Raw genomic sequence first — 26,265 nt, 5'->3', positions numbered from 1 at the left:
ATTGCACGGGGGGGAATCGCTATGTATTTAAATATATAGCGAAATACCTGTGAACGGAACTTGGCTGATCTGAAGTAAGAAAACTCTTAACGAGGTTGTGCTTTTGTGGCGAGGGAGCTTGTTCAGCGGCGAAGTAATTTCGCCAAGCCTTCCTCGGCCAGCCGCCGGGTCAGTTCCGCAGTCGTTAATTCAACCCCCAGGGTGAACGCCTGCCCGGCCCAGAGGTTGCTGAAGTCCGCTTCACCTTTGGCCCGCAACGGCATCAGCGCACCACCGGCCAGCGGGAAGGCCGGTGCCTTGGCGCTCATCGACCCGAGTTCGCGCATCACCCGATTGAGAATTCCGCGCGCGGGACGCCCTGTGAACAGGTTGGTGACGGCAGTCTCACTTTCTTTCGCTGTACGCAACGCCTTGTGATGCGACGCACTGACCTTGGCTTCCGGGGTAAACAGATACGCTGTCCCGACTTGCACCGCCGAAGCGCCCAGCATGAACGCTGCCGCCACACCGCGCGCATCGGCAATGCCGCCGGCGGCAATCACCGGCACTTTCACCGCATCGACGACTTGCGGCACCAGTGCGAAAGTCCCGACCTGACTGTTCAGGTCATCGCTGAGAAACATCCCGCGGTGTCCACCCGCTTCGTAACCCATGGCGATGATCGCGTCACAGCCATGCTGCTCAAGCCAGATGGCTTCTTCGACCGTGGTGGCCGAGGACAGCACTTTTGCCCCAGTGGCTTTTACCCGGTCCAACAGGGATCTTTCCGGCAGGCCAAAGTGGAAGCTCACGACTTCCGGGCGCAATTCCTCGATCACTTCGCAGCCCGCGGCATCGAACGGCGCACGATTGGACACCGGTGTCGGCGCATCGAAGTCAACGCCCAATTCGCGGTAGTAGGGTTCCAGCAGACTCTTCCAGTCTTGCGCCCGTTGCTCGTCGGCCTCCGGCGGTTGATGGCAGAAGAAGTTGACGTTGATCGGGCGCTGAGTGTGTTGGCGAATGGTTTTCAGCTCCTCGCGCAATTGCTCGATACTCAGCATCGCTGCCGGCATGGAGCCCAGACCACCGGCGTTGCTCGCCGCGATGACCATGGAAGCGTTGGTGGCGCCGGCCATCGGTCCCTGGATGATGGGCAGTTCGATTCCTAGCAGGTCAAGAATGCGGGTGTCTGGCCATTGGCTCATTTTGGGTGTTCTCCGACGGTGGAATCGGGCAGGGACGGTAGATCAGGATTTGTAGCAGCATGGCTGACCCAAGACCAGTCATGTTTTGTTTACAGCCTCGGTAGTGTCATGAATTGGCTTAAAGTCGAGTGCGGCATTTTTTTGCGATGTGGTATTTAAATCACACGAAACAGGTGAACCCACCGGAGGCAATCATGTTCAATGGCATTTTGATCGACAAAGACGACAGCGGTTACCGGGCCACCCTGCAACAGATCAACGACGATCAACTGCCCGAGGGCGACGTGACTGTGCGTGTGGCGTATAGCACGCTGAATTTCAAGGATGGCCTAGCGATTACCGGCAGCAGCCCGGTGGTGCGCAAATTCCCGATGGTGCCAGGGATCGATCTGGCGGGGACTGTCGAAGTCAGCGGGCATCCGGATTACAAGGCCGGTGACCAGGTCCTGCTCAATGGCTGGGGTGTAGGCGAAGGGCATTGGGGCGGCCTGGCGCAGAAAGCGCGCCTGAATGGCGATTGGCTGATTCCGCTGCCCACGGCATTTAGCGCTGCGCAAGCCATGGCCATCGGCACCGCCGGTTACACGGCGATGTTGTGCATCCTCGCGCTGGAACATAACGGTGTGACGCCCGAGCAAGGCGAAGTGCTGGTCACAGGCGCCAATGGCGGCGTGGGCAGTTTCGCCATCGCACTGTTGAGCAAACTCGGTTACAGGGTGGTCGCGTCCACGGGGCGTACCTCGGAGCACGACTACCTCAAGCAATTGGGCGCCAGCGAAATCATCGATCGCGCCACACTGTCCGAGCCTGGCAAGCCACTGGCCAAGGAACGCTGGGCGGCAGTCATCGACTCGGTCGGCAGCTACACCCTGGCCAACGCCTGTGCCAGCACCAATGCCAATGGCACCGTCGCCGCCTGTGGCCTGGCCCAGGGCATGGATTTCCCTGCTTCGGTCGCTCCGTTCATTTTGCGAGGCGTGACCCTCGCCGGCATCAACAGTGTGACGCAACCCAAAGCCAAGCGCGTGGAAGCGTGGCGTCGCCTGGCGCAGGATCTGGATTTCAATCTGCTGCCGTTGATCAGCCACGAAATCGGCTTGAGTGAGGCCATTGATGCCGCTCCACGCCTGCTGGCCGGGCAATTGCGTGGGCGGGTTGTGGTGGATGTGAACCGCTGATTGGGCACACCCCCCCTGTAGGAGCGAGCTTGCTCGCGATGGTCGTTAACGATTACGTGTATATATTGGCTCAACGCGGCGTTCTTGAGTCCATCGCGAGCAATCGAGCGTCGACCGGCTTCTCCTGCAAGGGGGAGGTGGTGCTTTCTCGATCGAGCAACTGCCGTTTACGCTCCACCCCCCAGCGATACCCCGATAGATTGCCATCGCTGCGCACCACGCGGTGGCAGGGGATCGCCACCGCCAGGCTGTTGGCGCCGCAGGCTTGTGCCACGGCGCGAACCGCTTTCGGCGCGCCGATGCGCTGAGCGATATCGGCGTAACTGGCGGTGCTGCCGACAGGTATTTCCCGCAAGGCTTGCCAGACCCGTTCCTGAAACGCCGTGCCGCGCACATCCAGTGGCAAGTCCAGGCCCAGGGCCGGGGCTTCGATAAAACCCACGACCCTGGCGATCAACTGTTCGAAGGCTTGATCGGCACCGATCAGATTGGCCCGGCGAAACTTGTCCTGCAGATCGCAGACCAGTTGCTGCGGATCATCACCCAACAGGATCGCGCACACTCCGCGCTCGCTTTGCGCCACCAGAATCGCCCCGAGGGAACACTGGCCGACGGCAAAACGAATGTCGTTGTTCTGGCCGGCGGCGCGGTAATCGGCGGGTTTCATGCCCAGCACCTGATCCGCCGCCTCATAGAAACGCCCGTTGGAGTTGAAGCCGGCATCGTACAAGGCGTCAGTGACCGAACCGCCATCCGCCAGCCGCTCCCGTACCCGGCGTGAGCGATGGGCCGCGGCGTAACCCTTGGGCGTCAGGCCGGTGACGGCCTTGAACACCCGATGGAAGTGAAAGCTGCTCAGGCCCGCGGCCTCCGCCAGCTCGTTCAGTGCAGGAAGCTCTTCGGCGATTTCGATCTGACGGCACGCGGCGGCCACAGTGGCGGCATGCCGGGCGGCCATCTCGCTCTGATCCTTCGCCGCGCGTTTGCTTGGACGATAACCCGCCGCTTGAGCCAGCTCGGCGGTTTCGAAGAATTCGACATTTTGCGGCTTGGGCAAGCGTGCCAGGCTGCTGGGATTGCAGTAGATCCCGGTGGTTTTCACCGCGTAGACAAACTGCCCGTCCGCCTGTGGATCGCGGGCGACAACAGCGGCCCAGCGTGGATCGTTTTCGGTGCTGATTTTTGTCGATTGGCTTGTCATGGCTTTATATCCGTTGACCCGTTTGTCGCAGATTAACCACTCGCCAGTACGCCCACACTCCGGCGCTTGCGGTCAAACTCCAATGCATCATCCAGCCGTGCGAAAAGTGAAGTTGATTCGCTGCTGACCCAAATGCGGGTGCTGGCCATCCTTGATCGGCAGGACGCCGTGATAACGCAAGCGATCGACACCGCCCCAGACCACAATGTCGCCATGCAACAACGGCACCCGTTGGCTTTTATCACCGCGTTCAAAGCCGCCGAACAGGAACATGGCCGGCAACCCCAGTGACACCGAAACAATAGGCGCCGCGTAGGACTGTTCGTCTTTATCCTGATGCAACGACATTTTCGCACCGGGGATATAGCGGTTGATCAGGCAGGAGTCCGGCACGAACTCCGTGAACCCTGCTTCCCGCGCCGCTGCTTGCGCCAGTTGGAGGAACACTTCAGGCATGGGTGGCCAGGGCCGGCCAGTCTCCGGATCGTTGCGGGTATAACGATAACCGCTGCGGTCGGTGGTCCAGCCCCATGTACCGCAGCTGCTCAAGGCGACCGACATGGTGAAACCGCCCGGCGTGACCATCTGCCGAAACGGCGCAGTCGCAAGTACCGCCTTTAGTTCAGGCAACAAGCGCTCCAGCCAGAGCAGGGCAAAGCCTCTCAAGACCCAGGATTGTTCGCCGATCCGCTCGCGCCGAGGTTGCTGCTCGGGCACTTCGTCGGCAAACAGGTCAAAGGTGGTCGGATTCATGGGGTTCATGATGCGTCGTGGAAGATAATGCCAAGGGTATGCCGTTTTCCGCTGTGCAGGCGACTGACGCCGTGGCGCAGGGTCACTCGATAGTAACCGCGCGCACCTTTGACCGGGCGCTGATTGACTGCAAAGATCAAGCCGTCACCTTTTTTCAGGCCGATGACCTGCGGGCGTGACTGCATGCGCGGGCGCTGCTCGGTCAGCACGAACTCGCCACCGGTGAAATCTTCACCCGGTTCTGACAGAAGAATCGCTATTTGCAGCGGGAAGACGTGTTCGCCGTACAGATCTTGATGCAGGCAGTTGTAGTCCTGCGGCCCGTATTGCAGCAACAAGGGTGTCGGTCGTTCCTGACCAGCGGCATGACAACGTTCGAGAAAGGCTTCATGAGTGTCAGGGAACCGGCCCGGCAAGCCCATCTGCTCATGCCAGCGATTGGCGATCGGCACCAATCGCGGGTACAGCGAAGTGCGCAGCCGGGCCACGAGGTCCGGTAGCGGGTATCGGAAGTATTTGTACTCGCCTCGACCGAAACCATGACGGGCCATGATCACTTGCGAACGAAAAGGCTCGGATTGGGCGTACAAGGCGCTGATGTCATCACACGCCTTGTGGCTCAACAGCGACGGGATGACCGCGCAGCCGTCCTGATCGAGTTGCTGTTCAAGCAGAGGCCAATCCAGTCTGTTCAGGTAATTCTCGCTCATTACCGGGCCTCACATGATTGAGGGACCAGTTTAGAAAGCTCTGATGATGCGGACACTCCGGTGCTTGCGGCCGAATTTCAACGTGCGGATGGCGTTACAGCGCTTTGCTCACACTGATGTCGCTGATGACGTCTTCGCCCTGGCCGTGCAAAGCGTCCAGTGCCGCCTTCGCTTCTTCCTCGGTGCCGTTTTCCAGTTGGGCGAATTCGAAGCGGCGTTCGCCATTGAGCTTGTATTTGATGACGTATTTGGTTGTCTGGGCCACGGTCATACCTGTCTGTTTGACGCTCTGTTCAAGAGCGGGGACGTCACTCAGCTCAGTTTGGAGCTGGAGCGGCGGATGATCTTGATCGAATGGGTCAGGGTCGGTTTGCGGGTAACGCTGATTGCCCGGCGGTTGACCGTGTCGATGGTGATGTTCCAGAAACCGGTGCTCGGCGCGGTGATGCGGGCCGGGAAGGTGTCGAACGCGCCACCGTGGTAGGTGTGACGGCCGCCATTCTTGAAGCTGCGGAAATTGGCGTCGTTCATCAAACGGATGTTGCACATCTGCGAGCATTGAATGACGACGATGTCGTCTTCGTTGAGGTGCTCGCGCTGGTGGATAAATTTCATGGGCGCCTCCAGAAGGGCTTTTTCTACAAAATCAAAACGATAGCAGTGGGCAATGGGCGCAGTTTATCAGCCCGCAGACGTTATTATCTGGCTGTCTAAGCCCGCTTTGACAATTAAAAACGGTTATCCGGCATTCTTTCAGCGATAAATGCTGTCGGGCCCGGAGAAAAATCGCCTCTGCGCTGTCGGAGGGTCTTTATCGGAGGTTTCGTATGAAGTGGGGTGTGTGGGTCCTGCCAATGGCGTTGGCGACAGGTGGTTGCGCAAGTGTCTCGGACATCAACGAGACCCTGCCCACCATGAACGTGATTTCCGGCAAGAAACCTCATGAATACGCGCAATGCCTGAGCGAAAAACTCGCCGGCAGCCGCGGCGCCCTGCAGATCGAACCACAGAAAGACGGTGTGCGGGTGATCGTGCCGCAGAAACTGTCATCGGGGCCGGCCGCCGTATTCGATATCGAAGAGCGCTCCGGCGGCAGCGGGATCAAGCTCCATGAGCGTATCTCCAACGTGCCGCTGCGCCCCTTTGATGTACGCAATGCCGCGACCGCGTGCATTTCCGGCTGAGAAGCTAACTCCATTCAATAGGTAGGGGCAGGGCGCCTTACTTGCAGACTACCACCACGCTGCGGTTCTTGTAGTTGCCGACGTCGACCCCCAGGGTCTTGTCGCTTTCTTCGGGGGCCGGCGTGCCGTCGGTGCCCACGATGCGGTAACCGGTACCGGCGCAGGAGGCATCGGCCTTTTCATAGCAGGCCGCCCAGGAATTGGCTTCCCCGGAGCAATCAATGGCCAGGCCTTGTTCGCCGTTGTTGAGGTAGGTGGTTTCGGACGTCGCGCAGCCACTCAGGGCCAATACCGCAATCAGTGGCAAAAATCGGGTCATGTCGTTGTCATCGTCATAGTCATGGGCAAAGCCTGTGACAGCGCTGCGGGCAAAAGATTATAGCGAAAGGCCACTTTTCTTCAGCAGTCACAAAAAAGCCCTGCGCAATGGCAGGGCTGTGGGCATGTCAGTTCTTGTCTTTACCGCGTCGTTTGGGTTCCGGGTGTTCCAGCTCCAGCACCGACGCCACTTCGATCGCCATGGCTTCGGTCGGAAAAGGCCCGACGATATTTTCGCCGCCAGCGTTGCCTATCCACCACTGGCCGTCTTTTGCCTTGTTGATCAGGTACCCGTTGACGCTTTTTGCTGCCGACATCTATCTGCCTCGTTGGCTGGTTCAATTGCGCCATGATAGCGCCAAATAACCCGGCGGGTGTCGAAGGATGCAGGGGGTGTGATTGTTTGTCAGCAGACAGGGCGTGCAATCCTGGCGGTCTCTGCTATCACTTACTGGTTGCCGAAGGACGAACACCACCTCTTGCGGAACTATCCGCCAGAATATTTCTCTATGATGGCATCGGTTAGCCAGTGCGGGGCATTGTAAGGTGCACGCCGCCTGATTAGACTGCGCCGAAACTCGTACACACAGCCCTTTCAAGGACTTATATGATCAAGAAATGCTTGTTCCCAGCAGCCGGTTACGGTACTCGCTTCCTGCCAGCGACTAAAGCCATGCCCAAGGAAATGCTGCCGGTGGTAAACAAGCCACTGATCCAGTACGGCGTCGAAGAAGCACTGGACGCTGGTTTGAACGAAATCTCCATCGTCACCGGTCGCGGCAAGCGCGCCCTGGAAGACCATTTCGACATCAGCTACGAGCTGGAAAACCAGATCAAAGGCACCGACAAGGAAAAATACCTGGTCGGCATCCGCAAACTGCTCGACAACTGCTCGTTCTCCTACACCCGCCAGACTGAAATGAAAGGCTTGGGCCACGCGATCCTGACCGGCCGTCCGCTGATCGGCGACGAACCGTTCGCCGTGGTGCTGGCGGACGACCTGTGTGTCAACCTCGAAGGCGACGGCGTACTGACCCAGATGGTCAAACTGTACAAGCAGTTCCGCTGCTCGATCGTGGCCATCCAGGAAGTCGACCCACAAGAGACCAACAAGTACGGTGTCATCGCCGGCGAGATGATCCGCGACGACATCTACCGCGTGCACAGCATGGTCGAAAAACCAAAACCGGAAGACGCACCGTCGAACCTGGCCATCATCGGTCGCTACATCCTGACCCCGGACATCTTCGACCTGATCGAGCAGACCGAGCCAGGCAAGGGCGGTGAAATCCAGATCACCGACGCCCTGATGAAACAAGCCCAGAACGGCTGCGTCATGGCCTACAAGTTCAAGGGCAAGCGTTTCGACTGCGGCGGCGCCGAAGGCTACATCGACGCAACCAACTTCTGCTTCGAGAACTTCTACAAGACTGGCAAGGCGTACTGATAGCGCGCTCGACCTTCTTGTATTGAAAAGCCACCTACGGGTGGCTTTTTCATTTGCGGTGCTTGCCCAGCGAGCGCTCACAGGTATGCTGGTCACCTGCCGAGGAGATAGAAAATGGCCCACGATTTTGACCTTTATGTGATTGGCGCCGGTTCCGGCGGTGTGCGGGCGGCTCGATTTGCTGCCGGATTCGGCGCGAAAGTGGCCGTGGCCGAGAGTCGCTACCTGGGTGGCACTTGCGTGAACGTCGGCTGCGTGCCGAAAAAGCTGCTGGTGTATGGCGCGCATTTCGCCGAGGACTTCGAGCAGGCGTCGGGATTCGGCTGGAGCCTGGATGAAACGCAGTTCGACTGGGCGACGCTGATCGGCAACAAGGACCGCGAGATCAATCGCCTGAATGGCATTTACCGCAACCTGCTGGTCAACAGCGGTGTGACCCTGCATGAAGGTCACGCGAAAATCGTCGACCCGCATACCGTCGAGATCAATGGCGAGCGTTTCACGGCGAAGAACATATTGATCGCCACCGGCGGCTGGCCGCAGATCCCGGAAATTCCGGGACACGAACATGCGATCAGTTCCAACCAGGCGTTCTTCCTCAAAGAGCTGCCCAAGCGCGTGCTGGTGGTGGGTGGCGGTTACATCGCGGTCGAATTTGCCGGCATCTTCCATGGCCTCGGCGCGCAGACAACGCTGCTGTATCGCGGTGAATTGTTCTTGCGCGGCTTCGACGGTTCGGTGCGCAAGCATTTGCAGGAAGAGCTGACCAAACGCGGCATGAACCTGCAATTCAACGCCGACATCGAGCGTATCGACAAGCAGGCCGATGGCAGTTTGAAAGTGACGCTCAAGGACGGTCGCCAGCTGGAGGCTGATTGTGTGTTCTACGCCACGGGCCGGCGTCCGATGCTGGACAATCTCGGACTGGAAAACACCGGGGTCAAACTCGACAAGAAAGGTTTTGTCGAAGTGGACGAGCAGTATCAAACCGCCGAGCCGTCGATCCTTGCCCTGGGCGATGTGATCGGTCGTGTTCAACTGACGCCGGTGGCACTGGCCGAAGGCATGGCGGTGGCGCGGCGTTTGTTCAAGCCTGAGCAGTATCGCCCGGTGGATTACAAGATGATTCCGACCGCGGTGTTCAGCTTGCCGAACATCGGCACCGTCGGCCTGACCGAAGAAGAAGCGCGCGACGCCGGGCATGAGGTGGTGGTCTTCGAAAGCCGTTTCCGGCCAATGAAGCTGACCCTGACCGAATGCCAGGAGCGCACGCTGATGAAGCTGGTGGTGGATGCCAAGACTGACAAGGTGCTGGGATGTCACATGGTCGGACCGGAGGCTGGCGAAATCGTCCAGGGTCTGGCGATCGCCTTGAAGGCGGGCGCCACCAAGCGCGACTTCGACGAAACCATCGGCGTACACCCAACGGCCGCCGAAGAGTTCGTCACCATGCGTACGCCGGTCGCCGGTTAAGCGTCCTTCGTTGCGTCTGGCGCTGCCACAATGGTAGCGGCCAGGCGCACACTTTCTTCAAGCTCTGCCTGGGCCTTGGTCAATTCGATTTCCAGTGACTTGTTGATCTGTGCCTGTTCATCGACATTCTGTTTAAGCGACTGACTTTCCAGCAGGGCGACGCGCAAGCGTTCCTGGAGAAGGGTGCGTTCGCCGTCGACGCGGGTGGCTTGCTCCAGCAACTGGTCCTGACGGTTGTTGCTCTGCTTGAGTTGTTCCTGCAACAGGCTCAGCTCGCGCAAGGTGCCGCGATTTTCCGTCAGCAAACGCTCGTTGTCGCGGTGCAACTGGGTGATTTCATCCTGTCGCACCAGCGCGCTTTGCTGGGCCTGACGCAACTCCATCTGCAACTGCTGCACCTGACTTTCATGGCGGCTGTGTTCCTGCTCGCGTTGCTCCTTGACGGCATTGCGGTAGTGCTCCAGCGCGTCGCGCGCATGCAGGTGCTTTTCTTCCAGCGAGCGGATCTGCTCGTCCTTGTCCTGCAAGCGTAATTCAAAATCGGCCAGTGCCTGGTTCAGCCCGGCATTGCGGGTTTGCTCGGTCTGCAGCAGGGCGCGGGTTTCGTGCAGCGCCTCGGATTCCTGGGTCAGTGCCAGGCTCTGGATTTCGTACTGCTGATGCAGTTCGGTGTTGGTTTCCCGGGCTTCTTCCAACTGCGTTTCCAGCGCTTTACGTTGCGATTCGAACTGTTCGCGAGCCTGATCGATCGGTGATTGCGCCTGCTCCTTCAAACGTTGTGCCAGTCGTGAAACCAGTGCCAGCAACTCGTCGTCGATGGGCTCGGAGGGTTCTGTTTCCATCGTTTCAGGGCCGTCGCCCAGTTCTTTCAAATACCGATGAATCGTGGTTTTCGAGCCGGTATTGCCCATTTCGATCCGTACTGCATCGATGCTGGGGTTCTCGCCTCGAGCGAGGATCGCCAAACGCGCAGCCTGCACTACTGCCTTATTTACACCGCCACGGGCCATGACTGCTCCTACGATTTCGTGATGTGGTACGTATTACGTAAATACACATTGTACCATTGTATTTTAAAAGTTAAATACAGCATGTTTTTGACACGGGATATACTGGTATTACCCCGTGTGAGACACCGAAAACCGGTTTTGTGCTTGTTCACACGGTACATTTTCAAGAGTCGACCCATGACAGAGCTGGACCGTTACCTGCAAGCCGCCACGCGCGACAACACCCGTCGCAGCTATCGCGCAGCCATCGAGCACTTCGAAGTGACCTGGGGTGGATTTCTGCCGGCCACCGGCGACAGCGTGGCGCGTTATCTGGTCGCCCATGCCGGTGTGCTGTCGATCAACACCTTAAAGCTGCGATTGTCGGCGCTGGCGCAGTGGCACAACAGCCAAGGCTTCGCCGACCCGACGAAAGCGCCGGTGGTACGCAAGGTATTCAAGGGGATTCGTGCATTGCATCCGGCCCAGGAGAAACAGGCCGAGCCATTGCAGCTTCAGCATCTGGAACAAGTGATCGAATCCCTGGAGCGAGAAGCGCAAACAGCCCTGAGTCAGGGTGATCGACCGGGGTTGTTGCGAGCCAGGCGCGACACAGCGTTGATCCTATTGGGCTTCTGGCGAGGCTTCCGTAGCGACGAGTTGTGTCGTTTGCAGGTCGAACATGTGCAAGCCACAGCCGGATCCGGCATCAGCTTGTACCTGCCACGCAGTAAAAGTGACCGCGAAAACTTCGGCAAGACTTACCAGACACCGGCCTTGCAGCGGTTATGCCCGGTGCAGGCATACATCGCCTGGATCACTGAAGCCGCTCTGGTGCGCGGGCCGGTTTTTCGCGGCATTGATCGCTGGGGCCATTTGAGTGAGGAGGGCTTGCACGCCAACAGCGTGATCCCATTGCTGCGTCAGGCGCTTGAGCGTTCTGGCATCGCCGCCGAACACTACACCAGTCACTCGTTGCGCCGCGGTTTTGCCTCCTGGGCACATCAGAGCGGCTGGGACTTGAAGTCATTGATGAGTTACGTGGGCTGGAAGGACATGAAGTCCGCCATACGCTACATCGAAGCCAGTCCGTTTCTCGGCATGACACGTCTTACGGAAAAACCTTTGTAGGAGCGAGCTTGCTCGCGATGAACTTGAGGGTGTCGCGTACTTTCAGAAGGCGCGCGTTATCGTTGACGACCATCGCGAGCAGGCTCGCTCCCACAAGATCGTTTTCTTCTATTAATACCTCTGGCTAATAGCGAAAGCCAATCAGCGGCATCAGGTTTGCCAATGAGCCAACCGTCCGTCGAGTGGGTAAAGTTCACTTCATCAAGTTCTTAACCCCTGACGGAGAGTCAACGATGCCTATCATCAACAGCCAAGTTAAACCGTTCAAAGCTACCGCCTACAAAAACGGCGACTTCGTACAAGTGTCGGACGCTGACCTGAAAGGCAAGTGGTCGGTCGTGTTCTTCTACCCAGCCGACTTCACCTTCGTTTGCCCGACCGAGCTGGAAGACCTGGCCGACAACTACGACGCATTCCAGAAGCTGGGCGTCGAGATCTACAGCGTTTCCACCGACACCCACTTCGCTCACGCTGCCTGGCACAACACTTCGCCAGCCATCGGCAAAATCCAGTACACCATGATCGGCGACCCGACTCACGTGATCTCCCGCAACTTCGACGTGCTGATCGAAGAAGCAGGTCTGGCTGACCGTGGCACCTTCGTGATCAACCCTGAAGGCCAGATCAAAATCGTCGAACTGAACGACGGCGGCGTGGGTCGCGACGCTTCCGAGCTGCTGCGCAAAATCAAGGCCGCCCAGTACGTTGCTGCTCACCCGGGCCAGGTTTGCCCTGCCAAGTGGAAAGAAGGCGAGGCCACTCTGGCTCCGTCCCTGGACCTGGTCGGCAAGATCTAAGTCTGTGACGCGCAACCCGGGGCGGAGCTCCGCACCTACTCAGTAAGCTGCACCGCCCAATAAAAACGCCCGGGCGAGATTCGCTCGGGCGTTTTTTTATGCAAGAAATTCAATAAAGGAAATCGCCCGTATGTTGGACGCCAATCTTAAAGCCCAGTTGAAATCGTACCTGGAACGGGTCACCCAACCGATCGAGATCGTTGCCTCCCTCGACGACGGTGCGAAATCCCGGGAAATGCTCGAACTGCTGAAAGACGTTGCCAGTCTTTCTACTCAAATTACGTTGCTCGACAACGGTGACGATGCCCGCAAGCCATCGTTCTCGATCAATCGCCCGGGTGCCGACATCAGCCTGCGATTCGCCGGCATCCCGATGGGCCACGAATTCACTTCGTTGGTGCTGGCCTTGCTGCAAGTCGGCGGCCACCCTTCGAAAGCCAGCGTCGAAGTCATCGAACAGATCCGTTCGCTCAAAGGCGAGTTCAACTTCGAGACTTATTTCTCGCTGTCCTGCCAGAACTGCCCCGACGTGGTCCAGGCACTTAACCTGATGGCCGTGTTGAACCCGAATATCCGTCACGTCGCCATCGACGGTGCACTGTTCCAGGCCGAAGTCGATGAGCGCCAGATCATGGCGGTGCCCAGCATCTACCTTAACGGTGTGAACTTCGGCCAGGGCCGCATGGGGCTGGAAGAAATCATCGCCAAGATCGACACCAGCGGCATCGAGCGTCAGGCCGAGAAGATCAGCGCCAAGGAAGCCTTTGATGTGCTGGTGGTCGGCGGTGGCCCGGCCGGTGCTTCGGCGGCCATCTACGCCGCGCGTAAAGGCATTCGCACCGGTGTCGCGGCTGAGCGCTTTGGTGGCCAGGTGCTGGACACCATGGCTATCGAGAACTTCATTTCGGTGCAGGAAACCGAAGGGCCGAAACTGGCTGTGGCGCTGGAAGAACACGTCAAGCAGTACGACGTGGACATCATGAACCTGCAACGTGCCGACAAGCTGGTGCCGGGCACGAATGGCGAGCTGCATGAAATTCAATTCGCCAGCGGCGCCAAGCTCAAAGCCAAGACCGTGATCCTGGCGACCGGCGCGCGGTGGCGTGAAATGAATGTGCCGGGAGAGCAGCAATACCGCAACAAAGGCGTGGCGTACTGCCCGCACTGTGACGGTCCACTGTTCAAAGGCAAGCGCGTGGCGGTGATAGGCGGTGGTAACTCCGGCGTCGAAGCGGCCATCGACCTGGCCGGTATCGTGTCCCATGTCACGCTGCTGGAGTTCGACGTGCAACTGCGCGCCGACGCGGTGTTGCAGCGCAAGTTGCACAGCCTGCCGAACGTTACCGTGATCACCAGTGCGCAAACCACTGAAGTGACCGGCGATGGCCAAAAGGTCAACGGCCTGCGCTACAAGGATCGTCAGACCGACGAACTGCGCAGCGTGGAGCTGGAAGGGATCTTTGTGCAGATCGGTCTGTTGCCCAACACCGATTGGCTCAAAGGCACCATCGAGCTGTCACCGCGCGGCGAGATCATCGTCGATGCCCGTGGTGAAACCTCGACACCGGGCGTGTTCGCCGCCGGTGACGTGACCACCGTGCCGTACAAGCAGATCGTGATCGCGGTGGGCGAGGGCGCCAAGGCTTCCCTGAGCGCTTTCGATCATCTGATCCGCACGTCGGCCCCGGCATAAACGCCGAGGCTGAAAACACAAAACCCCATGAGCGATCATGGGGTTTTTTGTGTCTGGCATTTCGATGGAGGAAGCTGCTTTTCTGTGGGATTCTGCGGTGAGGCTTACAGCGGGGCAGGCTGGATGATCTCGACCCAATAGTTGTCCGGGTCCTTGATGAACGCCAGGCTCTTCATGCGGCCGTCGTTCAGGCGTTTTTGGAAGTCACAGCCCAGTGCTTCAAAGCGCTCGCACGCGGCGACGATGTCCGGTACCGAGATGCAGATGTGGCCAAAGCCGCGCGGGTCGGCGTTGCCGTTGTGGTAGGCGAAGTCCGGATCGTTTTCGGTGCCGTGGTTGTGGGTCAGCTCGAGAATGCCGGGGATCGATTTCATCCACTCGGTGCGCGCGGCGGCGTCGGCCGGGATCTGTGATTTATCGACCAGCGCGAGGAAGTACAGGCTGAATTCGGCTTCCGGGAAATCGCGTTTTTCCACCAGCGAAAAGCCGAGGATGCGCGTGTAGAAATCCAGCGACCTGGTGATGTCCTTGACCCGCAGCATGGTGTGGTTGAAGACAAATTTTTGCGTCGCGGCATCGGGTTGGGCGGTGACGCCGGGGAAGGTGTTCAGTTCGTGCAGGCTCATGGGCCCTCCGGAATATAAGCGGGGCTATCGAATGGCGACAATGATACGCAAGGGTTCGGACATCACCAAACCCAAAGCGTCGGCTATTGCCTGACAGCCGGCCTGGGCTCAGACTTCACGGCTCAAAACGCGAGTGTTGATTGCAATGATTCGATTCGGTACATCGGTGTTCGTCCTTGTTGGCATGCTGTCCTGGGTTGCCGGCGTTCAGGCCGAGATGCCGGTCATGACCTGGCCCGCCGGCTGGCAGGTCGAAGAGATGGCGCCCAGTGATGCCGCTTCCGCTGTTTTCCGCCAGCGCGCGGTGAAAGTCGATCAAGGCGGCACGCCGGTGATGGTGATGGAGTTGACCATGACGCAGGTGGAAAGCGGTCACCAGGTTAACCTGGAAGGCGTGCTGCTGGAGATGCGCAAGTCGGTGCAGAAAGACTTTTTTCAGGGCGGCTATCAAAGTGTCTGCAATCGGATTCATCCGACTACCTTGAGCCGGTTATCGGCGCTGGAAACCACCTGCACCATTACGCAAAACGGCCGTCATGTGCTTTCTCAAACATTGGTCGCTGCAGTGGACGCCAATAAAGCTTACGTTCTTTCCTACGCCGGGCAGGCCGAGGCTTATAAGGCCAGCCTGGATGAAATACAGGCTGCGCGTAACGCCTTGAAACTTTAATCGAAGACTTTAGTGACTTCAGGCTTTATGCCCATGCGGAAATGTTTAGATACCCAAAAGGATTAAGCCAGAAGTTAGCCGGCAAGTAGCGAGTTGATCGGCCAATATCGTTGCATTTAGCAGGTATTCATGAAAAAGCCCTGCATTCGCAGGGCTTTTTTTTACGGCGCAAATGCTTAGCCGCGCAACCAGGAGTCAACGGTGGAGGCACCGTATTGTTCCTTCCAGGCTTTCAGGCCGCGGTGATTGCCGCCCTTGGTTTCAATCAGCTCACCGGTGTGCGGGTTCTGATAAACCTTGACCACGCGAGCGCGGCGGGTCTTAGGCGCCGAGGCCTGTTGCAGGCCGGATTTGGCGGGTTTCGGATCGAGAATGGCGATGATGTCGCGCAGGCTCTTGCCGTAGGTTTTCATCAGCCCCTGGAGCTTTTCTTCGAATTCGATTTCTTTCTTGAGCCCGGCATCGTTCTTCAGGGACTCAAGCTGCTTGAGCTGCTCTTGAAGGGCTTTTTCAGCTGCACGAAATTCAGCGAGTCTGGACAATATCTTTACTCCAATAGTGTGTTTGGCTGATACCAACCGCAAACAAAGCTATAAGCCAAGAGCCTTGAAGCGACTCGGTGATAAATGGCTCACCTGCCAAATAACCGCAGGCATGAAAAATTGTAGTAGTTAATGGGCCAAGAGTAAATCATGTCTTTTTTTTCATGTAACCAAGAGTGGTCTTTCGTTTCAAATTGGTGCGTCCTATCGCTGTCCCGTCGCTTGAAAGCGTTAGTTAATGGTCACTTAATGCACTAATGAACTCCGCACCAGGCATCGGTCGCCCATACAGATAGCCTTGCAGGAAGTTAACGTTATGAGCGGTCAGGTAATCACTTTGTGCCTGGGTTTCCACACCCTCTGCAACCATCGCCAGTTCGAGCTTGGCGGCAAGTTCCATGATGCTGTCCAGAATGTGGCTGGACAGTGTGTCGATACCGATCATGGCGACGAAACTCTGGTCGATTTTCAGGTAATCGACGTTGAACTGGCGCAGATAGCCGAGGCTGGAGTGGCCGGTGCCGAAGTCGTCGATGGCGATCTTCACCCCAAGCTCGTGCAATTGCTCAAACAGTTGAAGGGTAATGGCCGTGGGCTCGATCAGTTCGCGCTCGGTCAATTCCAGCACCAGGTAAATGGACCCCGGCGCGAAAGCTGCGAGGAATTGGCGGCAATCTTCGACCAGGTCCAGATCCTGGCAGTGACTGGCGGTGATGTTGATGCCGATGTGAAAGGGTTCCTCGAACGACGTGGACAGCGGCGCAAGCAATGCGGCGGTCTGTTGCATCAATGAGCGGGTCATCGGCACGATCAGTCCGGAGTATTCGGCGAATGGAATGAACAGGTCGGGACGCACCAGGCCCTCTTTTGGGTGATTCCAGCGCATCAATACTTCAATGCCCGACAGTTTTTTGCTGTCACCGTGCACAACCGCCTGGAAATACGGAACGAACTCCGCCGCTTCCAGCGCACGCTTCATTTCATGAGTCGGTGACGATGACCGTTTTTGCACTAGATGCCCGATCAAGCCGGAAACAACACCAAAAAAGATCAGCAGGCTGAACAGCGGCGGATATTCACTGCTCATGTAGCGCCAGGTTTGGCCTTCGGGAAAACCGGCCTCTACACCAAAGGCGTAACGGGAAGAATCGAGCCTGGTCTGCGCCACCGGAAATTCGGGCAAGGCATCTTCATGAAACTGGCCGTCGGCGGACAACCAATGGGGGCCGACTTGCAAAACCAGCAGGGTCTTGCCGCCGATCATGCGCAAGACGTTACTTAGGTGATAGCCATCGAGTGTACTCATCACGCCGCGTTTGCCTTCGCCGAGTCGATACACCAGCAGTGCGGTGTCGGGCGTGACCGGGTTGCCCTTCATTAATAGCAAGCGACCACCGGCATAGTCCCCGGATGCAATCTTCTCGTGATAGTCGCCAAACAAGGAACTGCAATAAATGGTGTCATCCCACACCAGATTGGTCGAACGCACGAAGGGACGCCGGGTGACTTGTTCGCGCAACGCCAGGTTGACGTCGATGCAACTTTGTCCGGCCAGTGGCAGTAATTCCCGTGCAGCTTGAGCGGTGTTGTCGAGCATCAGTTCGAATTGGCGGATGGCGTCTTCGGCAGTTAGTTCAGCGCTTTGTTTAAGCGTTCGTTCAGCCTGCATATAAAGAATGACAGCACCCAGCACGACCGGGAGCAATCCGCTTGCGAGGGTCACGGCAATCCTGGTGCTGCGTTTGCGGGTCTTGGCGTTCAGTGGCATTCGCGAAACCTGTAACAAAGAAAGAAGGCTCTCAAATGCCGGCAGGAAGCAGCGCCCTGCAAGAAGAGTTCAAGTTCGAGCCATGATAGTTGGCCCTTGGCACTTATGCCGCTCATCGGTAATCAAGCCGCTGGGCGAGTTTGAGGAACGCCAGCGCCGCCGGTGATGCCTGGCGTTGGTCGAGTACGGCCAGGCCGACCTGTCGGGCCACGGCGGGTGACAGATTCTTTTTCACATAGCGGCTGTCATTCTGTTCCGGCAATGAGCCTTCGGCGACCAGGGTCAACGCGTCACCGCGGCCCACTGTGTCGAGGGTACTCAGCAACTGCGAACAGCGGAATCGGATATTGGGTGTCAGCCGGGCGGCGTTGAACAACCGTGTCACCAGCTCCGAGGATCCGGCCTCGGTCAACACGAAAGGGTCGTGGCACAAGTCGCTCAGGCTCACGCTGTCGCGGGGCGTCAGCGGATGATTGGCCGGCAGCAGCGCGACCATCTGGTCCTCCATCAGCGCCACCGTGTCGAAACGCTCGTCAGGCAGCACCACAAATCCTACATCGATCCGCCGTTCTTCAAGCCATTGGATCACCTGACGGTCCGGGCCTTCATCAATGTGTACCTCAATGCCTGGATGTTCGGCACGGTAGTGTTGCAGGATCAAGGGCAATAACTTGATCGACGAGGTGGGGCCGAACGAGCCGATGCGCAAGGTGCCGCGCTTCATGCCCCGGGCATCCGCCGCTTCCTGGCGCAAGGTATTGGCCAGCCCGAGCATGGCACGCGCGCGCAGCAGGAGCTGCTGGCCGATATCACTCAGTTCAACCTGGGATTGATGGCGGCGCAGCAATTCGACGCCCAGTTCCTGCTCCAGGGATTTCAACGCGTGGGACACTGCCGATTGGGTAATCCCCAGGCGATTGGCCGCCGCCGTGAAGCCGTTCAGCTCGGCGACGATGGAAAATATCTCCAACTGCGTGAGTGTCATGAGCTTTTACTCATTTTACGATGATCAAGTATTAGCCCAATGATACGTCATCCAATCGCTCACAACCCCGGAGACCTATGTCCACATGTGAACAAAGCCTGTCCAGGCAGTCCGATGTGCCCGTTTATTTGACACTGGCAATGGTCACCATGATCTGGGGCGGCACCTTTGTGGCCGGGCGGTTTCTGGCTGACAGCCTCAGCCCGCTGTTTGCCGCCAGCTTGCGGTTCCTTCTGGCCAGTACGGCGTTGCTGCTGTTTTTACTCCTGACCCGCGTACGGCTGGTGCGACCCAGCCCCAGGCAATGGTTGCAATTGGTGCTGCTGGGGTTTTTCGGGATCTTCTTTTACAACCTGTGTTTCTTTTATGGCCTGCACTACATCAACGCCTCGCGGGCGTCGCTGATCGTGGCGCTGAACCCGGCGGTGATCGGCCTGGCCTCGTGGCTGTTGTTCAAGGAGCGCTTGAGTCGGCTGAAAGTCGTCGGTATCGCCATCTGCATTGCCGGCGCAAGCCTGGTGATCGTCAGCCGCAACCCGCAACTGCTCGCCGACAATCCCGATGCCTGGATCGGCGACCTGTTGATTCTCGGTTGCGTACTCGGTTGGGGGATTTATTCGCTGTGCTCCAGGGAGCTGAATCACAGCCTGGGGCCGGTGCAAACGGTGACCTGGTCGATTCTGCTGGGCACCTTGATGCTGTGGCTGACTTGCGCGTTTCGTGGCGAGGTGAGTGTGGATGCACTCGCCAGTCTTGGCCCGACACAGTGGCTGAGCCTGACGTACCTTGGCGTATTGGGCTCGGCCCTGGCGTACATTGCCTACTACGACGGCATCCGCAAGATCGGTGCGACCCGCTCCGGTGTGTTTATCGCCCTGAACCCGCTGACAGCCGTGATTCTCGGCGCGCTGCTGTTGGGCGAGCAACTGACGCTGGCGATGTATCTGGGGGGAGGGCTGGTTCTGGCGGGGATTTACCTGTGCAACAAACCCCTTGCGTCCACGGGAAAAAAGCGGATTTTATACAGAAGGCGGACAAACTGATTTACGCTGTGTAGAATCGGGTTACGCATATAAGAATAACGTCTTCTGGCAGCAGAAGCCTCGCCCGCAAGAGCCTTGGGTCGACAATGAAGATATTAGGGTTTCAATTGATCTACGGTGATTTTCTCGCCCGCAGCGTGCGGGGCATCTCCTGTGCGCCACCCACCGGTCTCAGCATTGCTAGCAACTAACCTTTGTTAATTGATAAGAATGATGAGGCGCCAACCATGGCAGATTTATACGAAAACCCAATGGGCCTGATGGGCTTCGAGTTCATCGAATTCGCATCGCCGACCCCCAACACCCTGGAGCCGATCTTCAAGATCATGGGCTTCACCAAGGTCGCGACCCACCGTTCCAAAGACGTGCACCTGTATCGCCAGGGCGCAATCAACCTGATCCTCAACAACGAACCCAACAGTGTGGCCTCGTATTTCGCGGCCGAGCACGGTCCGTCGGTGTGCGGCATGGCATTCCGGGTCAAGGATTCGCAGAAAGCCTACAAGCGCGCCCTGGAACTCGGCGCTCAGCCGATCCACATCGAAACCGGCCCGATGGAGCTGCACCTGCCGGCGATCAAAGGCATCGGCGGCGCGCCGCTGTACCTGATCGACCGTTTCGGTGAAGGCAGCTCGATCTACGACATCGACTTCGTGTACCTCGAAGGCGTGGACCGCCACCCGGTCGGTGCAGGCCTGAAAATCATCGACCACCTGACCCACAACGTGTACCGCGGCCGCATGGCCTACTGGGCGAACTTCTACGAGAAGCTGTTCAACTTCCGCGAGATCCGCTACTTCGACATCAAGGGCGAATACACCGGCCTGACGTCCAAGGCCATGACCGCGCCGGATGGCATGATCCGCATCCCGTTGAACGAAGAATCGTCCAAGGGCGCCGGGCAGATCGAAGAGTTCCTGATGCAGTTCAACGGCGAAGGCATCCAGCACGTTGCGTTCCTGTCCGACGACCTGATCAAGACCTGGGATCACCTGAAAAGCATCGGCATGCGCTTCATGACCGCGCCGCCGGACACCTACTATGAAATGCTCGAAGGCCGTTTGCCGAACCACGGCGAGCCGGTCGGCGAACTGCAGGCACGGGGCATTCTGCTGGACGGTTCGTCCGAGGCGGGCGACAAGCGTCTGCTGCTGCAGATCTTCTCGGAAACCCTGATGGGCCCGGTGTTCTTCGAGTTCATCCAGCGCAAGGGTGACGATGGTTTCGGCGAAGGCAACTTCAAGGCGCTGTTCGAATCGATTGAGCGCGACCAGGTTCGTCGTGGTGTGTTGTCCACCGATTAAGCCTTTGTAAACAAAAAAACCGGTCATTGACCGGTTTTTTTGTGGATCTTTTGTTTTTAAGGCCGTCGCTGGCGCATCAGGTGCTTGAACCCCTCAAACACCAACACCAGCACTGCCAACCAGATCGGGATATAGGTCAGCCATTCCCCCGGCTTGATGCTTTCACCCAGCAACAACGCGACACCGAGCAACAGCACCGGCTCCACATAGCTCAGCAACCCGAACAGGCTGAACGGCAGCAAGCGGCTGGCGATGATGTAGACCACCAGTGCCGAGGCGCTGATCAGACCGAGCAGCGGGATCAGCCAGGCCAATGCCGGGTGCTGATCGAAGACGCCGAAGCCTTGCTCACCACCGTGCACAAACCAGTAGGCAATCGGCAGCATCAGGGTCATGTCCACCCACAGTCCGCCGAGGTTGTCGGCCTTGAGCCATTTGCGCAGCACGAAATACAGCGGATAGCCAACGACCACCACCAGTGTGGCCCAGGAAAATCCGCCGACCTGATACAACTCATTGACCACGCCCAGGGTGGCAAAGAACACCGCGACCTTTTGCAGGTACGACAGGCGCTCACCGTAGGCGATACGCCCGGTCAGTACCATGGCCAGCGGCAACAGGAAATAGCCCAGCGACACGTCGAGGCTGTAGCCGTTGAGCGGCGCCCACATGAACAGCCAGAGTTGTACACCCAGCAACGCCGACGAGACGATCAGGCCAACGACCAACTTCGGTCGGAGGCTGATCCGCCGCAGCAGGTCGGCCACACGCCGCCATTCGCCGGACACCACCATGAACACGGTCATGCACGGCACGGTCAGCAGCATGCGCCAACCGAAAATCTCCACGCCGCTCAAGGGGGTGAGCAGCGAAGTGTAGTAATACATGACGGCAAACAGCACCGAGGCTGAAACCGATAGAGCGATACCTTTAGACAAGCTGTCCTCACGAGGTTGAACGTGAAACGGGGGGCGGAGGATACGTGTTTTTTGTGCTGAATATTGTTCGGGTGATCAATATTTCCAACAATCCAGCGACGAACCCTTGTGGGAGCGGGGGACACGGATCCCGCGTCAGACCTACAACCCTGTGGGAGCGAGCCTGCTCGCGAAGGCGGTGGATCAGTCAGTGATGATGTCAACTGACCTGGCGCTTTCGCGAGCAGGCTCGCTCCCACAAGGGGGCTATCTGTTACTTCAGTTGTTGTGGGGTTTACGACCTGAGACGAAATGGCTCACATCGTTGAACCCCGGTGTCGACGCATGACCCGGCGTCACCAGCGAATCGATAAAGGCTTCATCTTCAGCCGTGATCTGCACCGCCTGCGCCTTAGTGTAGGCATCCCACTGCGCTTCGGTGCGCGGGCCGACGATGGCTGAGGTGACGGCGCGGTTGTTCAGCACCCAGGCAATCGCGAACTCGACGATGCCCACATCACGCTCCTGGGTGTATTGCTGGATCTGCTGGGCGATGCGCAGGGATTCGACGCGCCATTCGGTTTCCAGAATGCGTTTGTCCTGGCGCCCGGCGCGGCTGTTGGCGTCCGGTTTCACGTCCGGCGCGTACTTGCCGCTGAGTACGCCGCGCGCCAGCGGGCTGTAGGGCACCACACCGAGGCCATAACTCTGCGCGGCGGTGATTTGCTCGGTTTCGGCCTGACGGTTGACGATGTTGTACAGTGGCTGGCTGATCACCGGTCGGTCGACCCCCAGCTTATCGGCGACGCGTATGACTTCGGCAATGCGCCAGCCGCGGTAGTTCGACAAACCCCAATAGCGGATCTTGCCCTGGCGAATCAGATCGCCAATCGCCGACACCGTGACCTCCAGCGGCGTGTTGTGGTCTTCGCGGTGCAGGTAATAGATGTCGAGGTAGTCAGTACCGAGGCGCGTCAGGCTGGCGTCGATGCCGTTGAACAGGTGCTTGCGGCTCAGGCCACTGCGATTCGGCACCCCATCCACCGGACCGAAACCGACCTTGGTGGCCAGCACCCATTCGTGACGGCGACTGGCAATGGCTTCGCCGACGATTTCTTCGGAGCGGCCGTTGGTGTAGACGTCGGCGGTGTCGATGAAATTAATGCCCTGGTCCCAGGCCTTGCCGATGATCCGCAGGGAATCTTCGGTGCTGGTCTGTTCGCCGAACATCATGGTGCCCAGGGTAAGGGTAGACACCTGCAAACCCGAATGACCCAGCGTGCGATAGCTCATGTCGAAATCCTTTTGCCAGAGGGAAAGGCTCAAACAAATACCAGAACAACCGCGCGGGGCAAACTGATTTATCAACCACACAAAATCAAAACTGTAGGAGCGAGCCTGGTCGCGAAAGCGGAGTGTCAGTCAACTTGTTTGTTGAATTTCATACCGTATTCGCGAGCAGGCTCGCTCCCACAGGGGATCTGTATTACACCCGCAATGTGCGCGTCATGCGCAACGCCAGCAGACTCCCGCCGACAATCACACCCGCCAGCACATACAAAGCGGCATCGGTCGAGCCAGTGCTGTCCTTGACCCAACCCACCAGGTACGGGCTGAGGAAACCGGCCATCTGGCCCATGGAGTTGATCAGTGCCAGGCCACCAGCCGCAGCGCCGGCACTGAGCATGGCGGTCGGCACCGGCCAGAACATCGGCAGGCCGGTGAGGGCGCCCATGGTGGCAATGGTCAGGCCGAGGATGGCGATGGCCGGGTTGGCGGCGAAGTTCACCGCGATCAGCAGGCCGAGCGCGCCCATCAGCATCGGCACCACCAAGTGCCAGCGGCGCTCCTTGCGCAGGTCCGCCGAGCGGCCGACCATCAGCATGAACAGCGCCGCCAACAGATAAGGAATTGCACTCAGCCAGCCGATCACCAGGTTATCGCTGAAGCCCAGGTTCTTGATGATCGACGGCAGCCAGAAGTTGATCGCATAAACGCCGCTCTGGATGCAGAAGTAGATCAGGCCGAAGGCCCAGATCGCCGGGTTCTTGAACACCGCCAGCAGCGAATCGGTGGTGGTTTTCGGTTTGTTGGCCAGGTCTTCGGCGTGGTCGGCTTCCAGTACCGAACGCTCGAACGGCGTGAGCCATTTGGCGTTGGCGTAACTGTCGCTGAGTAGGAAATAGGCGAGGGCGCCGAGGATCACGGTCGGAATGCCTTGCAGCAGGAACATCCACTGCCAGCCCGCCATACCGCCCTGGCCTGCGGCGAAGTGGTTGAGAATCCAGCCGGAAAACGGACTGCCCAACAGGCCGGACACCGGGATCGCCGACATGAACAGTGCCATGATGCGGCCACGGCGGAAGGTCGGGAACCACTGCGAAAGGTAGAGCACCACGCCCGGGAAGAACCCGGCTTCGGCCGCGCCGGTGAACAGGCGCAAGGTATAGAACTCGGTCGGCGTGGTGACGAACAGCAGGCAGGTCGACAGCGTGCCCCAGGTGATCATCATCAGCGCGATCCAGCGCCGCGGGCCGAATTTGGTCAGGGCCAGGTTGCTCGGCACGCCGCACAGCACGTAGCCGATGAAGAAGATCCCGGCGCCGAGGCCGTACACGGTTTCGCTGAATTTCAGCGCGTCGAGCATCTGCAACTTGGCGAAACCGACGTTGACCCGGTCGAGGTAGTTGAACAGGTAGCAGATGAAAATGAAGGGGATCAAACGCAGGGTGATGCGCTTGTAGACGGCGTTTTTCTCGTCAACGATGGCCTGGGTAGCGGCGGCGCTCTGTGACATGGCGGCTCTCTCTTTATTATGATTTTTTGCGATGCAAAGGGTAACGTTGATCGCCCTGCGAGTCTCGGCCACCGCCCGGGTCGTTGTCTTTGTGCCTGCGCACAGGGTTTGCCATCAAGCCCTGTGCGGGCGAACAATCGACCCATCACGAATTCAAGGAACACCGTTATGTTCGAACTCGATCACGACCTGGCCCAGGACATCGTCGACCGGGCGATGGCCATCCTGCCGTACAACGTCAACGTCATGGACAGTCAGGGGTTGATCCTCGGCAGCGGCGAACCGGAGCGGGTCAACACCCGCCATGAAGGCGCGCAACTGGTGCTGGCCAACGGGCGCGTGGTGGAGATCGACGCGCAGACCGCGATTCATCTCAAAGGCGTGCAGCCGGGCATCAACCTGCCGTTGATGCTCGATCAACGCTTGATCGGCGTACTGGGCATCACCGGCGAACCCGAGCAATTGCGCACCTACGCCGAACTGGTGCGGATGACTGCCGAGATGCTGGTAGGCCAGCGTAATCAGCAAGCCGAGCAGCAATGGCGGCGCCAGCGTTGCGATGATTTGCTGGCATTGCTGCTCAGTGACGCTGGCAGTTCACCGCGATTGATCGACGAGGCGCAACAGCTCGGACTGAAACCGCAAATGACCCGGGTGCCGTACTTGTTCGAACTGGGCCTGGAACACGGGCCGGGGCAAACCGTCGAGGCGCTCAGTGCCTGGTTGACCAGCCGTTACCCCGACAGTTGGTGCGTGAGTTCGGCCAAGTCCTCGTTGCTGTGGTGCCGGCCGGCGAGCCAGAACATCGAGCATGACCGCTTGCTGGAAAAGCTCGACGGCCTGGGCTGGAATATTTTGCGCATTGCCGTGGGCGGGCAGGCGGATGGGCTGGCGGGTTTGCGCCGCTGCTATCGCCGGGTCGGTGATCTGCTGGCTTATGGGCGCGATGTGCTGCCGCAATCGCGTTTGTTGACGCTGACCCGTTATCGATTGCCGGTAATGCTCTGGCGCCACCGCAACGACGATGCCCTCGACGAGTTGCTCAACCCGTTGCGCAAAGTCATCGCCAAGGACAGCAACGGCCAACTGCTGGCGACCTTGCGCAGTTGGTGCGACCACGACGGCCAGAGCCAGGCTTGCGCTGAAGCGCTGGGGATTCATCGCAACAGCTTGCGCTACCGGATGGAGCGGATCGCCGAGCTGAGCGGCGTCGATCCCCTGCGCCTCGATGGCATGCTCGCCCTTTACCTTGGCGTCCAACTACTCCCCCAGACCGATCCAAATCCATAGACGACTCATACCCTGTGGGAGCGGGCTTGCCCGCGATGAGGCCATCACATTCAGCATCCATGTTGACTGATCCACCGCTTTCGCGGGCAAGCCCGCTCCCACGTTAGTCTGTGGGGGGCACAAATTTCTTGAACGACACCAATCCCCTGTCGGTGTGAATCCGAATTTGTGGAAATGAACAATAATCCTCATGACCGCTTGTGCAGCGGACCGGCGTCATTGCGCGTGCCGGCTGGCAGCATGGGGGCATTGGAACTGGAGA

Annotated in this window: 26 protein-coding genes and 1 pseudogene; 11 read left to right on the top strand and 16 right to left on the bottom strand. The window is 58.6% G+C overall.

Annotated features, from left to right (window positions below; translation table 11 throughout):
• Positions 1–122 precede the first annotated feature (122 nt).
• A complete protein-coding gene (locus FFS64_RS16875; RefSeq protein WP_137806320.1) occupies positions 123–1,187 on the bottom strand; it encodes a nitronate monooxygenase family protein in 1,065 nt (354 codons plus the stop codon).
• Positions 1,188–1,381: 194 nt separating this feature from the next.
• Between FFS64_RS16875 and FFS64_RS16870 the strand changes: the two genes are divergently transcribed.
• A complete protein-coding gene (locus FFS64_RS16870; protein ID WP_137806319.1) occupies positions 1,382–2,365 on the top strand; it encodes an MDR family oxidoreductase in 984 nt (327 codons plus the stop codon).
• A gap of 142 nt (positions 2,366–2,507) precedes the next feature.
• Here FFS64_RS16870 and ada read toward each other — a convergent pair.
• From ada to FFS64_RS16850, 5 genes and pseudogenes are all read right to left on the bottom strand, one after another.
• Positions 2,508–3,566 (bottom strand): annotated as a pseudogene (gene ada, locus FFS64_RS16865) (bifunctional DNA-binding transcriptional regulator/O6-methylguanine-DNA methyltransferase Ada); the annotation flags it as partial.
• A gap of 87 nt (positions 3,567–3,653) precedes the next feature.
• Positions 3,654–4,319, bottom strand: coding sequence for a DNA oxidative demethylase AlkB (gene alkB, locus FFS64_RS16860; RefSeq protein ID WP_137806365.1), 666 nt, complete (start codon positions 4,317–4,319; stop codon positions 3,654–3,656).
• A 5-nt stretch (positions 4,320–4,324) separates the two neighbouring features.
• The gene (locus tag FFS64_RS16855; protein WP_137806318.1) at positions 4,325–5,029 is read right to left on the bottom strand and encodes a 2OG-Fe(II) oxygenase; all 705 of its coding nucleotides are present in this window, start codon (positions 5,027–5,029) and stop codon (positions 4,325–4,327) included.
• 94 nt (positions 5,030–5,123) lie between these two features.
• Positions 5,124–5,294, bottom strand: coding sequence for a hypothetical protein (locus tag FFS64_RS31305; protein ID WP_171017096.1), 171 nt, complete (start codon positions 5,292–5,294; stop codon positions 5,124–5,126).
• A 47-nt stretch (positions 5,295–5,341) separates the two neighbouring features.
• The gene (locus FFS64_RS16850; RefSeq protein WP_057400164.1) at positions 5,342–5,644 is read right to left on the bottom strand and encodes a DUF1883 domain-containing protein; all 303 of its coding nucleotides are present in this window, start codon (positions 5,642–5,644) and stop codon (positions 5,342–5,344) included.
• 212 nt (positions 5,645–5,856) lie between these two features.
• Here FFS64_RS16850 and FFS64_RS16845 point away from each other — a divergent pair, with 212 nt between their 5' ends.
• Positions 5,857–6,213, top strand: a complete 357-nt coding sequence (locus FFS64_RS16845) for a hypothetical protein (RefSeq protein WP_095194735.1) — start codon at positions 5,857–5,859, stop codon at positions 6,211–6,213.
• 37 nt (positions 6,214–6,250) lie between these two features.
• Here the strand turns inward: FFS64_RS16845 and FFS64_RS16840 are convergent, their stop codons facing one another.
• Together FFS64_RS16840 and FFS64_RS16835 are read right to left on the bottom strand one after the other, a co-directional pair.
• Entirely contained in the window at positions 6,251–6,532 is a 282-nt protein-coding gene (locus FFS64_RS16840; protein ID WP_137806317.1) for a hypothetical protein, read from the bottom strand.
• Positions 6,533–6,659: 127 nt separating this feature from the next.
• Positions 6,660–6,848, bottom strand: a complete 189-nt coding sequence (locus FFS64_RS16835) for a hypothetical protein (RefSeq protein ID WP_095194737.1) — start codon at positions 6,846–6,848, stop codon at positions 6,660–6,662.
• A 290-nt stretch (positions 6,849–7,138) separates the two neighbouring features.
• Between FFS64_RS16835 and galU the strand changes: the two genes are divergently transcribed.
• Both galU and gorA read left to right on the top strand, forming a co-directional pair.
• The gene (gene galU / locus FFS64_RS16830) at positions 7,139–7,978 is read left to right on the top strand and encodes a UTP--glucose-1-phosphate uridylyltransferase GalU (RefSeq protein WP_095194738.1); all 840 of its coding nucleotides are present in this window, start codon (positions 7,139–7,141) and stop codon (positions 7,976–7,978) included.
• Between the two features lie 114 nt (positions 7,979–8,092).
• Complete coding sequence (gene gorA, locus FFS64_RS16825) at positions 8,093–9,451, top strand: glutathione-disulfide reductase (RefSeq protein ID WP_137806316.1); 1,359 nt, start codon at positions 8,093–8,095, stop codon at positions 9,449–9,451.
• On the opposite strand, the gene FFS64_RS16820 is transcribed toward gorA, so the two are convergent.
• The gene (locus FFS64_RS16820) at positions 9,448–10,461 is read right to left on the bottom strand and encodes a DNA-binding protein (RefSeq protein ID WP_137806315.1); all 1,014 of its coding nucleotides are present in this window, start codon (positions 10,459–10,461) and stop codon (positions 9,448–9,450) included. The two genes, gorA and FFS64_RS16820, sit on opposite strands and share 4 nt — an antisense overlap.
• A gap of 177 nt (positions 10,462–10,638) precedes the next feature.
• Between FFS64_RS16820 and FFS64_RS16815 the strand changes: the two genes are divergently transcribed.
• From FFS64_RS16815 to ahpF, 3 genes are all read left to right on the top strand, one after another.
• The gene (locus FFS64_RS16815) at positions 10,639–11,571 is read left to right on the top strand and encodes a site-specific integrase (protein ID WP_137806314.1); all 933 of its coding nucleotides are present in this window, start codon (positions 10,639–10,641) and stop codon (positions 11,569–11,571) included.
• 233 nt (positions 11,572–11,804) lie between these two features.
• The gene (gene ahpC / locus FFS64_RS16810; protein WP_095194743.1) at positions 11,805–12,368 is read left to right on the top strand and encodes an alkyl hydroperoxide reductase subunit C; all 564 of its coding nucleotides are present in this window, start codon (positions 11,805–11,807) and stop codon (positions 12,366–12,368) included.
• A 130-nt stretch (positions 12,369–12,498) separates the two neighbouring features.
• Positions 12,499–14,061, top strand: coding sequence for an alkyl hydroperoxide reductase subunit F (ahpF, locus tag FFS64_RS16805; RefSeq protein ID WP_137806313.1), 1,563 nt, complete (start codon positions 12,499–12,501; stop codon positions 14,059–14,061).
• A 104-nt stretch (positions 14,062–14,165) separates the two neighbouring features.
• Here the strand turns inward: ahpF and gloA are convergent, their stop codons facing one another.
• Positions 14,166–14,687 carry a lactoylglutathione lyase gene (gloA, locus tag FFS64_RS16800; protein ID WP_137806312.1) on the bottom strand — a complete coding sequence of 174 codons (522 nt, stop codon included), beginning with the start codon at positions 14,685–14,687 and terminating at the stop codon, positions 14,166–14,168.
• A gap of 145 nt (positions 14,688–14,832) precedes the next feature.
• Here gloA and FFS64_RS16795 point away from each other — a divergent pair, with 145 nt between their 5' ends.
• Positions 14,833–15,357, top strand: a complete 525-nt coding sequence (locus FFS64_RS16795) for a DUF4946 domain-containing protein (RefSeq protein ID WP_177498735.1) — start codon at positions 14,833–14,835, stop codon at positions 15,355–15,357.
• A gap of 176 nt (positions 15,358–15,533) precedes the next feature.
• Here the strand turns inward: FFS64_RS16795 and FFS64_RS16790 are convergent, their stop codons facing one another.
• From FFS64_RS16790 to FFS64_RS16780, 3 genes are all read right to left on the bottom strand, one after another.
• Positions 15,534–15,899 carry a histone-like nucleoid-structuring protein, MvaT/MvaU family gene (locus FFS64_RS16790; protein ID WP_137806311.1) on the bottom strand — a complete coding sequence of 122 codons (366 nt, stop codon included), beginning with the start codon at positions 15,897–15,899 and terminating at the stop codon, positions 15,534–15,536.
• Positions 15,900–16,134: 235 nt separating this feature from the next.
• Entirely contained in the window at positions 16,135–17,667 is a 1,533-nt protein-coding gene (locus tag FFS64_RS16785) for an EAL domain-containing protein (RefSeq protein WP_137806310.1), read from the bottom strand.
• Between the two features lie 112 nt (positions 17,668–17,779).
• Positions 17,780–18,652, bottom strand: coding sequence for a LysR family transcriptional regulator (locus FFS64_RS16780; protein WP_137806309.1), 873 nt, complete (start codon positions 18,650–18,652; stop codon positions 17,780–17,782).
• Positions 18,653–18,729: 77 nt separating this feature from the next.
• Here FFS64_RS16780 and FFS64_RS16775 point away from each other — a divergent pair, with 77 nt between their 5' ends.
• Together FFS64_RS16775 and hppD are read left to right on the top strand one after the other, a co-directional pair.
• Positions 18,730–19,695: a DMT family transporter gene (locus FFS64_RS16775; protein WP_137806308.1), complete on the top strand. Its 966-nt coding sequence runs from the start codon at positions 18,730–18,732 to the stop codon at positions 19,693–19,695.
• Between the two features lie 227 nt (positions 19,696–19,922).
• Positions 19,923–20,999, top strand: coding sequence for a 4-hydroxyphenylpyruvate dioxygenase (gene hppD, locus FFS64_RS16770; RefSeq protein WP_137806307.1), 1,077 nt, complete (start codon positions 19,923–19,925; stop codon positions 20,997–20,999).
• A 56-nt stretch (positions 21,000–21,055) separates the two neighbouring features.
• On the opposite strand, the gene rarD is transcribed toward hppD, so the two are convergent.
• The 3 genes from rarD to FFS64_RS16745 form a co-directional block, all read right to left on the bottom strand.
• Positions 21,056–21,937: an EamA family transporter RarD gene (rarD, locus tag FFS64_RS16765; RefSeq protein ID WP_137806306.1), complete on the bottom strand. Its 882-nt coding sequence runs from the start codon at positions 21,935–21,937 to the stop codon at positions 21,056–21,058.
• Between the two features lie 258 nt (positions 21,938–22,195).
• Entirely contained in the window at positions 22,196–23,209 is a 1,014-nt protein-coding gene (locus FFS64_RS16755; RefSeq protein WP_137806305.1) for an aldo/keto reductase, read from the bottom strand.
• A 193-nt stretch (positions 23,210–23,402) separates the two neighbouring features.
• Positions 23,403–24,713: an MFS transporter gene (locus FFS64_RS16745; protein WP_137806303.1), complete on the bottom strand. Its 1,311-nt coding sequence runs from the start codon at positions 24,711–24,713 to the stop codon at positions 23,403–23,405.
• A gap of 168 nt (positions 24,714–24,881) precedes the next feature.
• On the opposite strand from FFS64_RS16745, the gene FFS64_RS16740 reads away from it, so the two are divergent.
• Positions 24,882–26,003, top strand: coding sequence for a sugar diacid recognition domain-containing protein (locus tag FFS64_RS16740; RefSeq protein ID WP_137806302.1), 1,122 nt, complete (start codon positions 24,882–24,884; stop codon positions 26,001–26,003).
• Positions 26,004–26,265: the final 262 nt, after the last annotated feature.

It is taken from the genome of Pseudomonas sp. G(2018) (assembly GCF_005502415.1).
Taxonomy (GTDB): Bacteria; Pseudomonadota; Gammaproteobacteria; order Pseudomonadales; family Pseudomonadaceae; genus Aquipseudomonas.
The sequence above is the reverse complement of the archived record's forward strand: the minus strand, read 5'-3'. Positions and strand labels throughout refer to the sequence as shown.

Coding starts and splice junctions, on each gene's coding strand:
- FFS64_RS16875 (WP_137806320.1), bottom strand. CDS start 1,187: ATGAGCCAATGGCCAGACACCCGCATTCTTGACCTGCTAGGAATCGAA.
- FFS64_RS16870 (WP_137806319.1), top strand. CDS start 1,382: ATGTTCAATGGCATTTTGATCGACAAAGACGACAGCGGTTACCGGGCC.
- alkB (WP_137806365.1), bottom strand. CDS start 4,319: ATGAATCCGACCACCTTTGACCTGTTTGCCGACGAAGTGCCCGAGCAG.
- FFS64_RS16855 (WP_137806318.1), bottom strand. CDS start 5,029: ATGAGCGAGAATTACCTGAACAGACTGGATTGGCCTCTGCTTGAACAG.
- FFS64_RS16850 (WP_057400164.1), bottom strand. CDS start 5,644: ATGAAATTTATCCACCAGCGCGAGCACCTCAACGAAGACGACATCGTC.
- FFS64_RS16845 (WP_095194735.1), top strand. CDS start 5,857: ATGAAGTGGGGTGTGTGGGTCCTGCCAATGGCGTTGGCGACAGGTGGT.
- FFS64_RS16840 (WP_137806317.1), bottom strand. CDS start 6,532: ATGACCCGATTTTTGCCACTGATTGCGGTATTGGCCCTGAGTGGCTGC.
- FFS64_RS16835 (WP_095194737.1), bottom strand. CDS start 6,848: ATGTCGGCAGCAAAAAGCGTCAACGGGTACCTGATCAACAAGGCAAAA.
- galU (WP_095194738.1), top strand. CDS start 7,139: ATGATCAAGAAATGCTTGTTCCCAGCAGCCGGTTACGGTACTCGCTTC.
- gorA (WP_137806316.1), top strand. CDS start 8,093: ATGGCCCACGATTTTGACCTTTATGTGATTGGCGCCGGTTCCGGCGGT.
- FFS64_RS16820 (WP_137806315.1), bottom strand. CDS start 10,461: ATGGCCCGTGGCGGTGTAAATAAGGCAGTAGTGCAGGCTGCGCGTTTG.
- FFS64_RS16815 (WP_137806314.1), top strand. CDS start 10,639: ATGACAGAGCTGGACCGTTACCTGCAAGCCGCCACGCGCGACAACACC.
- ahpC (WP_095194743.1), top strand. CDS start 11,805: ATGCCTATCATCAACAGCCAAGTTAAACCGTTCAAAGCTACCGCCTAC.
- ahpF (WP_137806313.1), top strand. CDS start 12,499: ATGTTGGACGCCAATCTTAAAGCCCAGTTGAAATCGTACCTGGAACGG.
- gloA (WP_137806312.1), bottom strand. CDS start 14,687: ATGAGCCTGCACGAACTGAACACCTTCCCCGGCGTCACCGCCCAACCC.
- FFS64_RS16795 (WP_177498735.1), top strand. CDS start 14,833: ATGATTCGATTCGGTACATCGGTGTTCGTCCTTGTTGGCATGCTGTCC.
- FFS64_RS16785 (WP_137806310.1), bottom strand. CDS start 17,667: ATGCCACTGAACGCCAAGACCCGCAAACGCAGCACCAGGATTGCCGTG.
- FFS64_RS16780 (WP_137806309.1), bottom strand. CDS start 18,652: ATGACACTCACGCAGTTGGAGATATTTTCCATCGTCGCCGAGCTGAAC.
- FFS64_RS16775 (WP_137806308.1), top strand. CDS start 18,730: ATGTCCACATGTGAACAAAGCCTGTCCAGGCAGTCCGATGTGCCCGTT.
- hppD (WP_137806307.1), top strand. CDS start 19,923: ATGGCAGATTTATACGAAAACCCAATGGGCCTGATGGGCTTCGAGTTC.
- FFS64_RS16755 (WP_137806305.1), bottom strand. CDS start 23,209: ATGAGCTATCGCACGCTGGGTCATTCGGGTTTGCAGGTGTCTACCCTT.
- FFS64_RS16745 (WP_137806303.1), bottom strand. CDS start 24,713: ATGTCACAGAGCGCCGCCGCTACCCAGGCCATCGTTGACGAGAAAAAC.
- FFS64_RS16740 (WP_137806302.1), top strand. CDS start 24,882: ATGTTCGAACTCGATCACGACCTGGCCCAGGACATCGTCGACCGGGCG.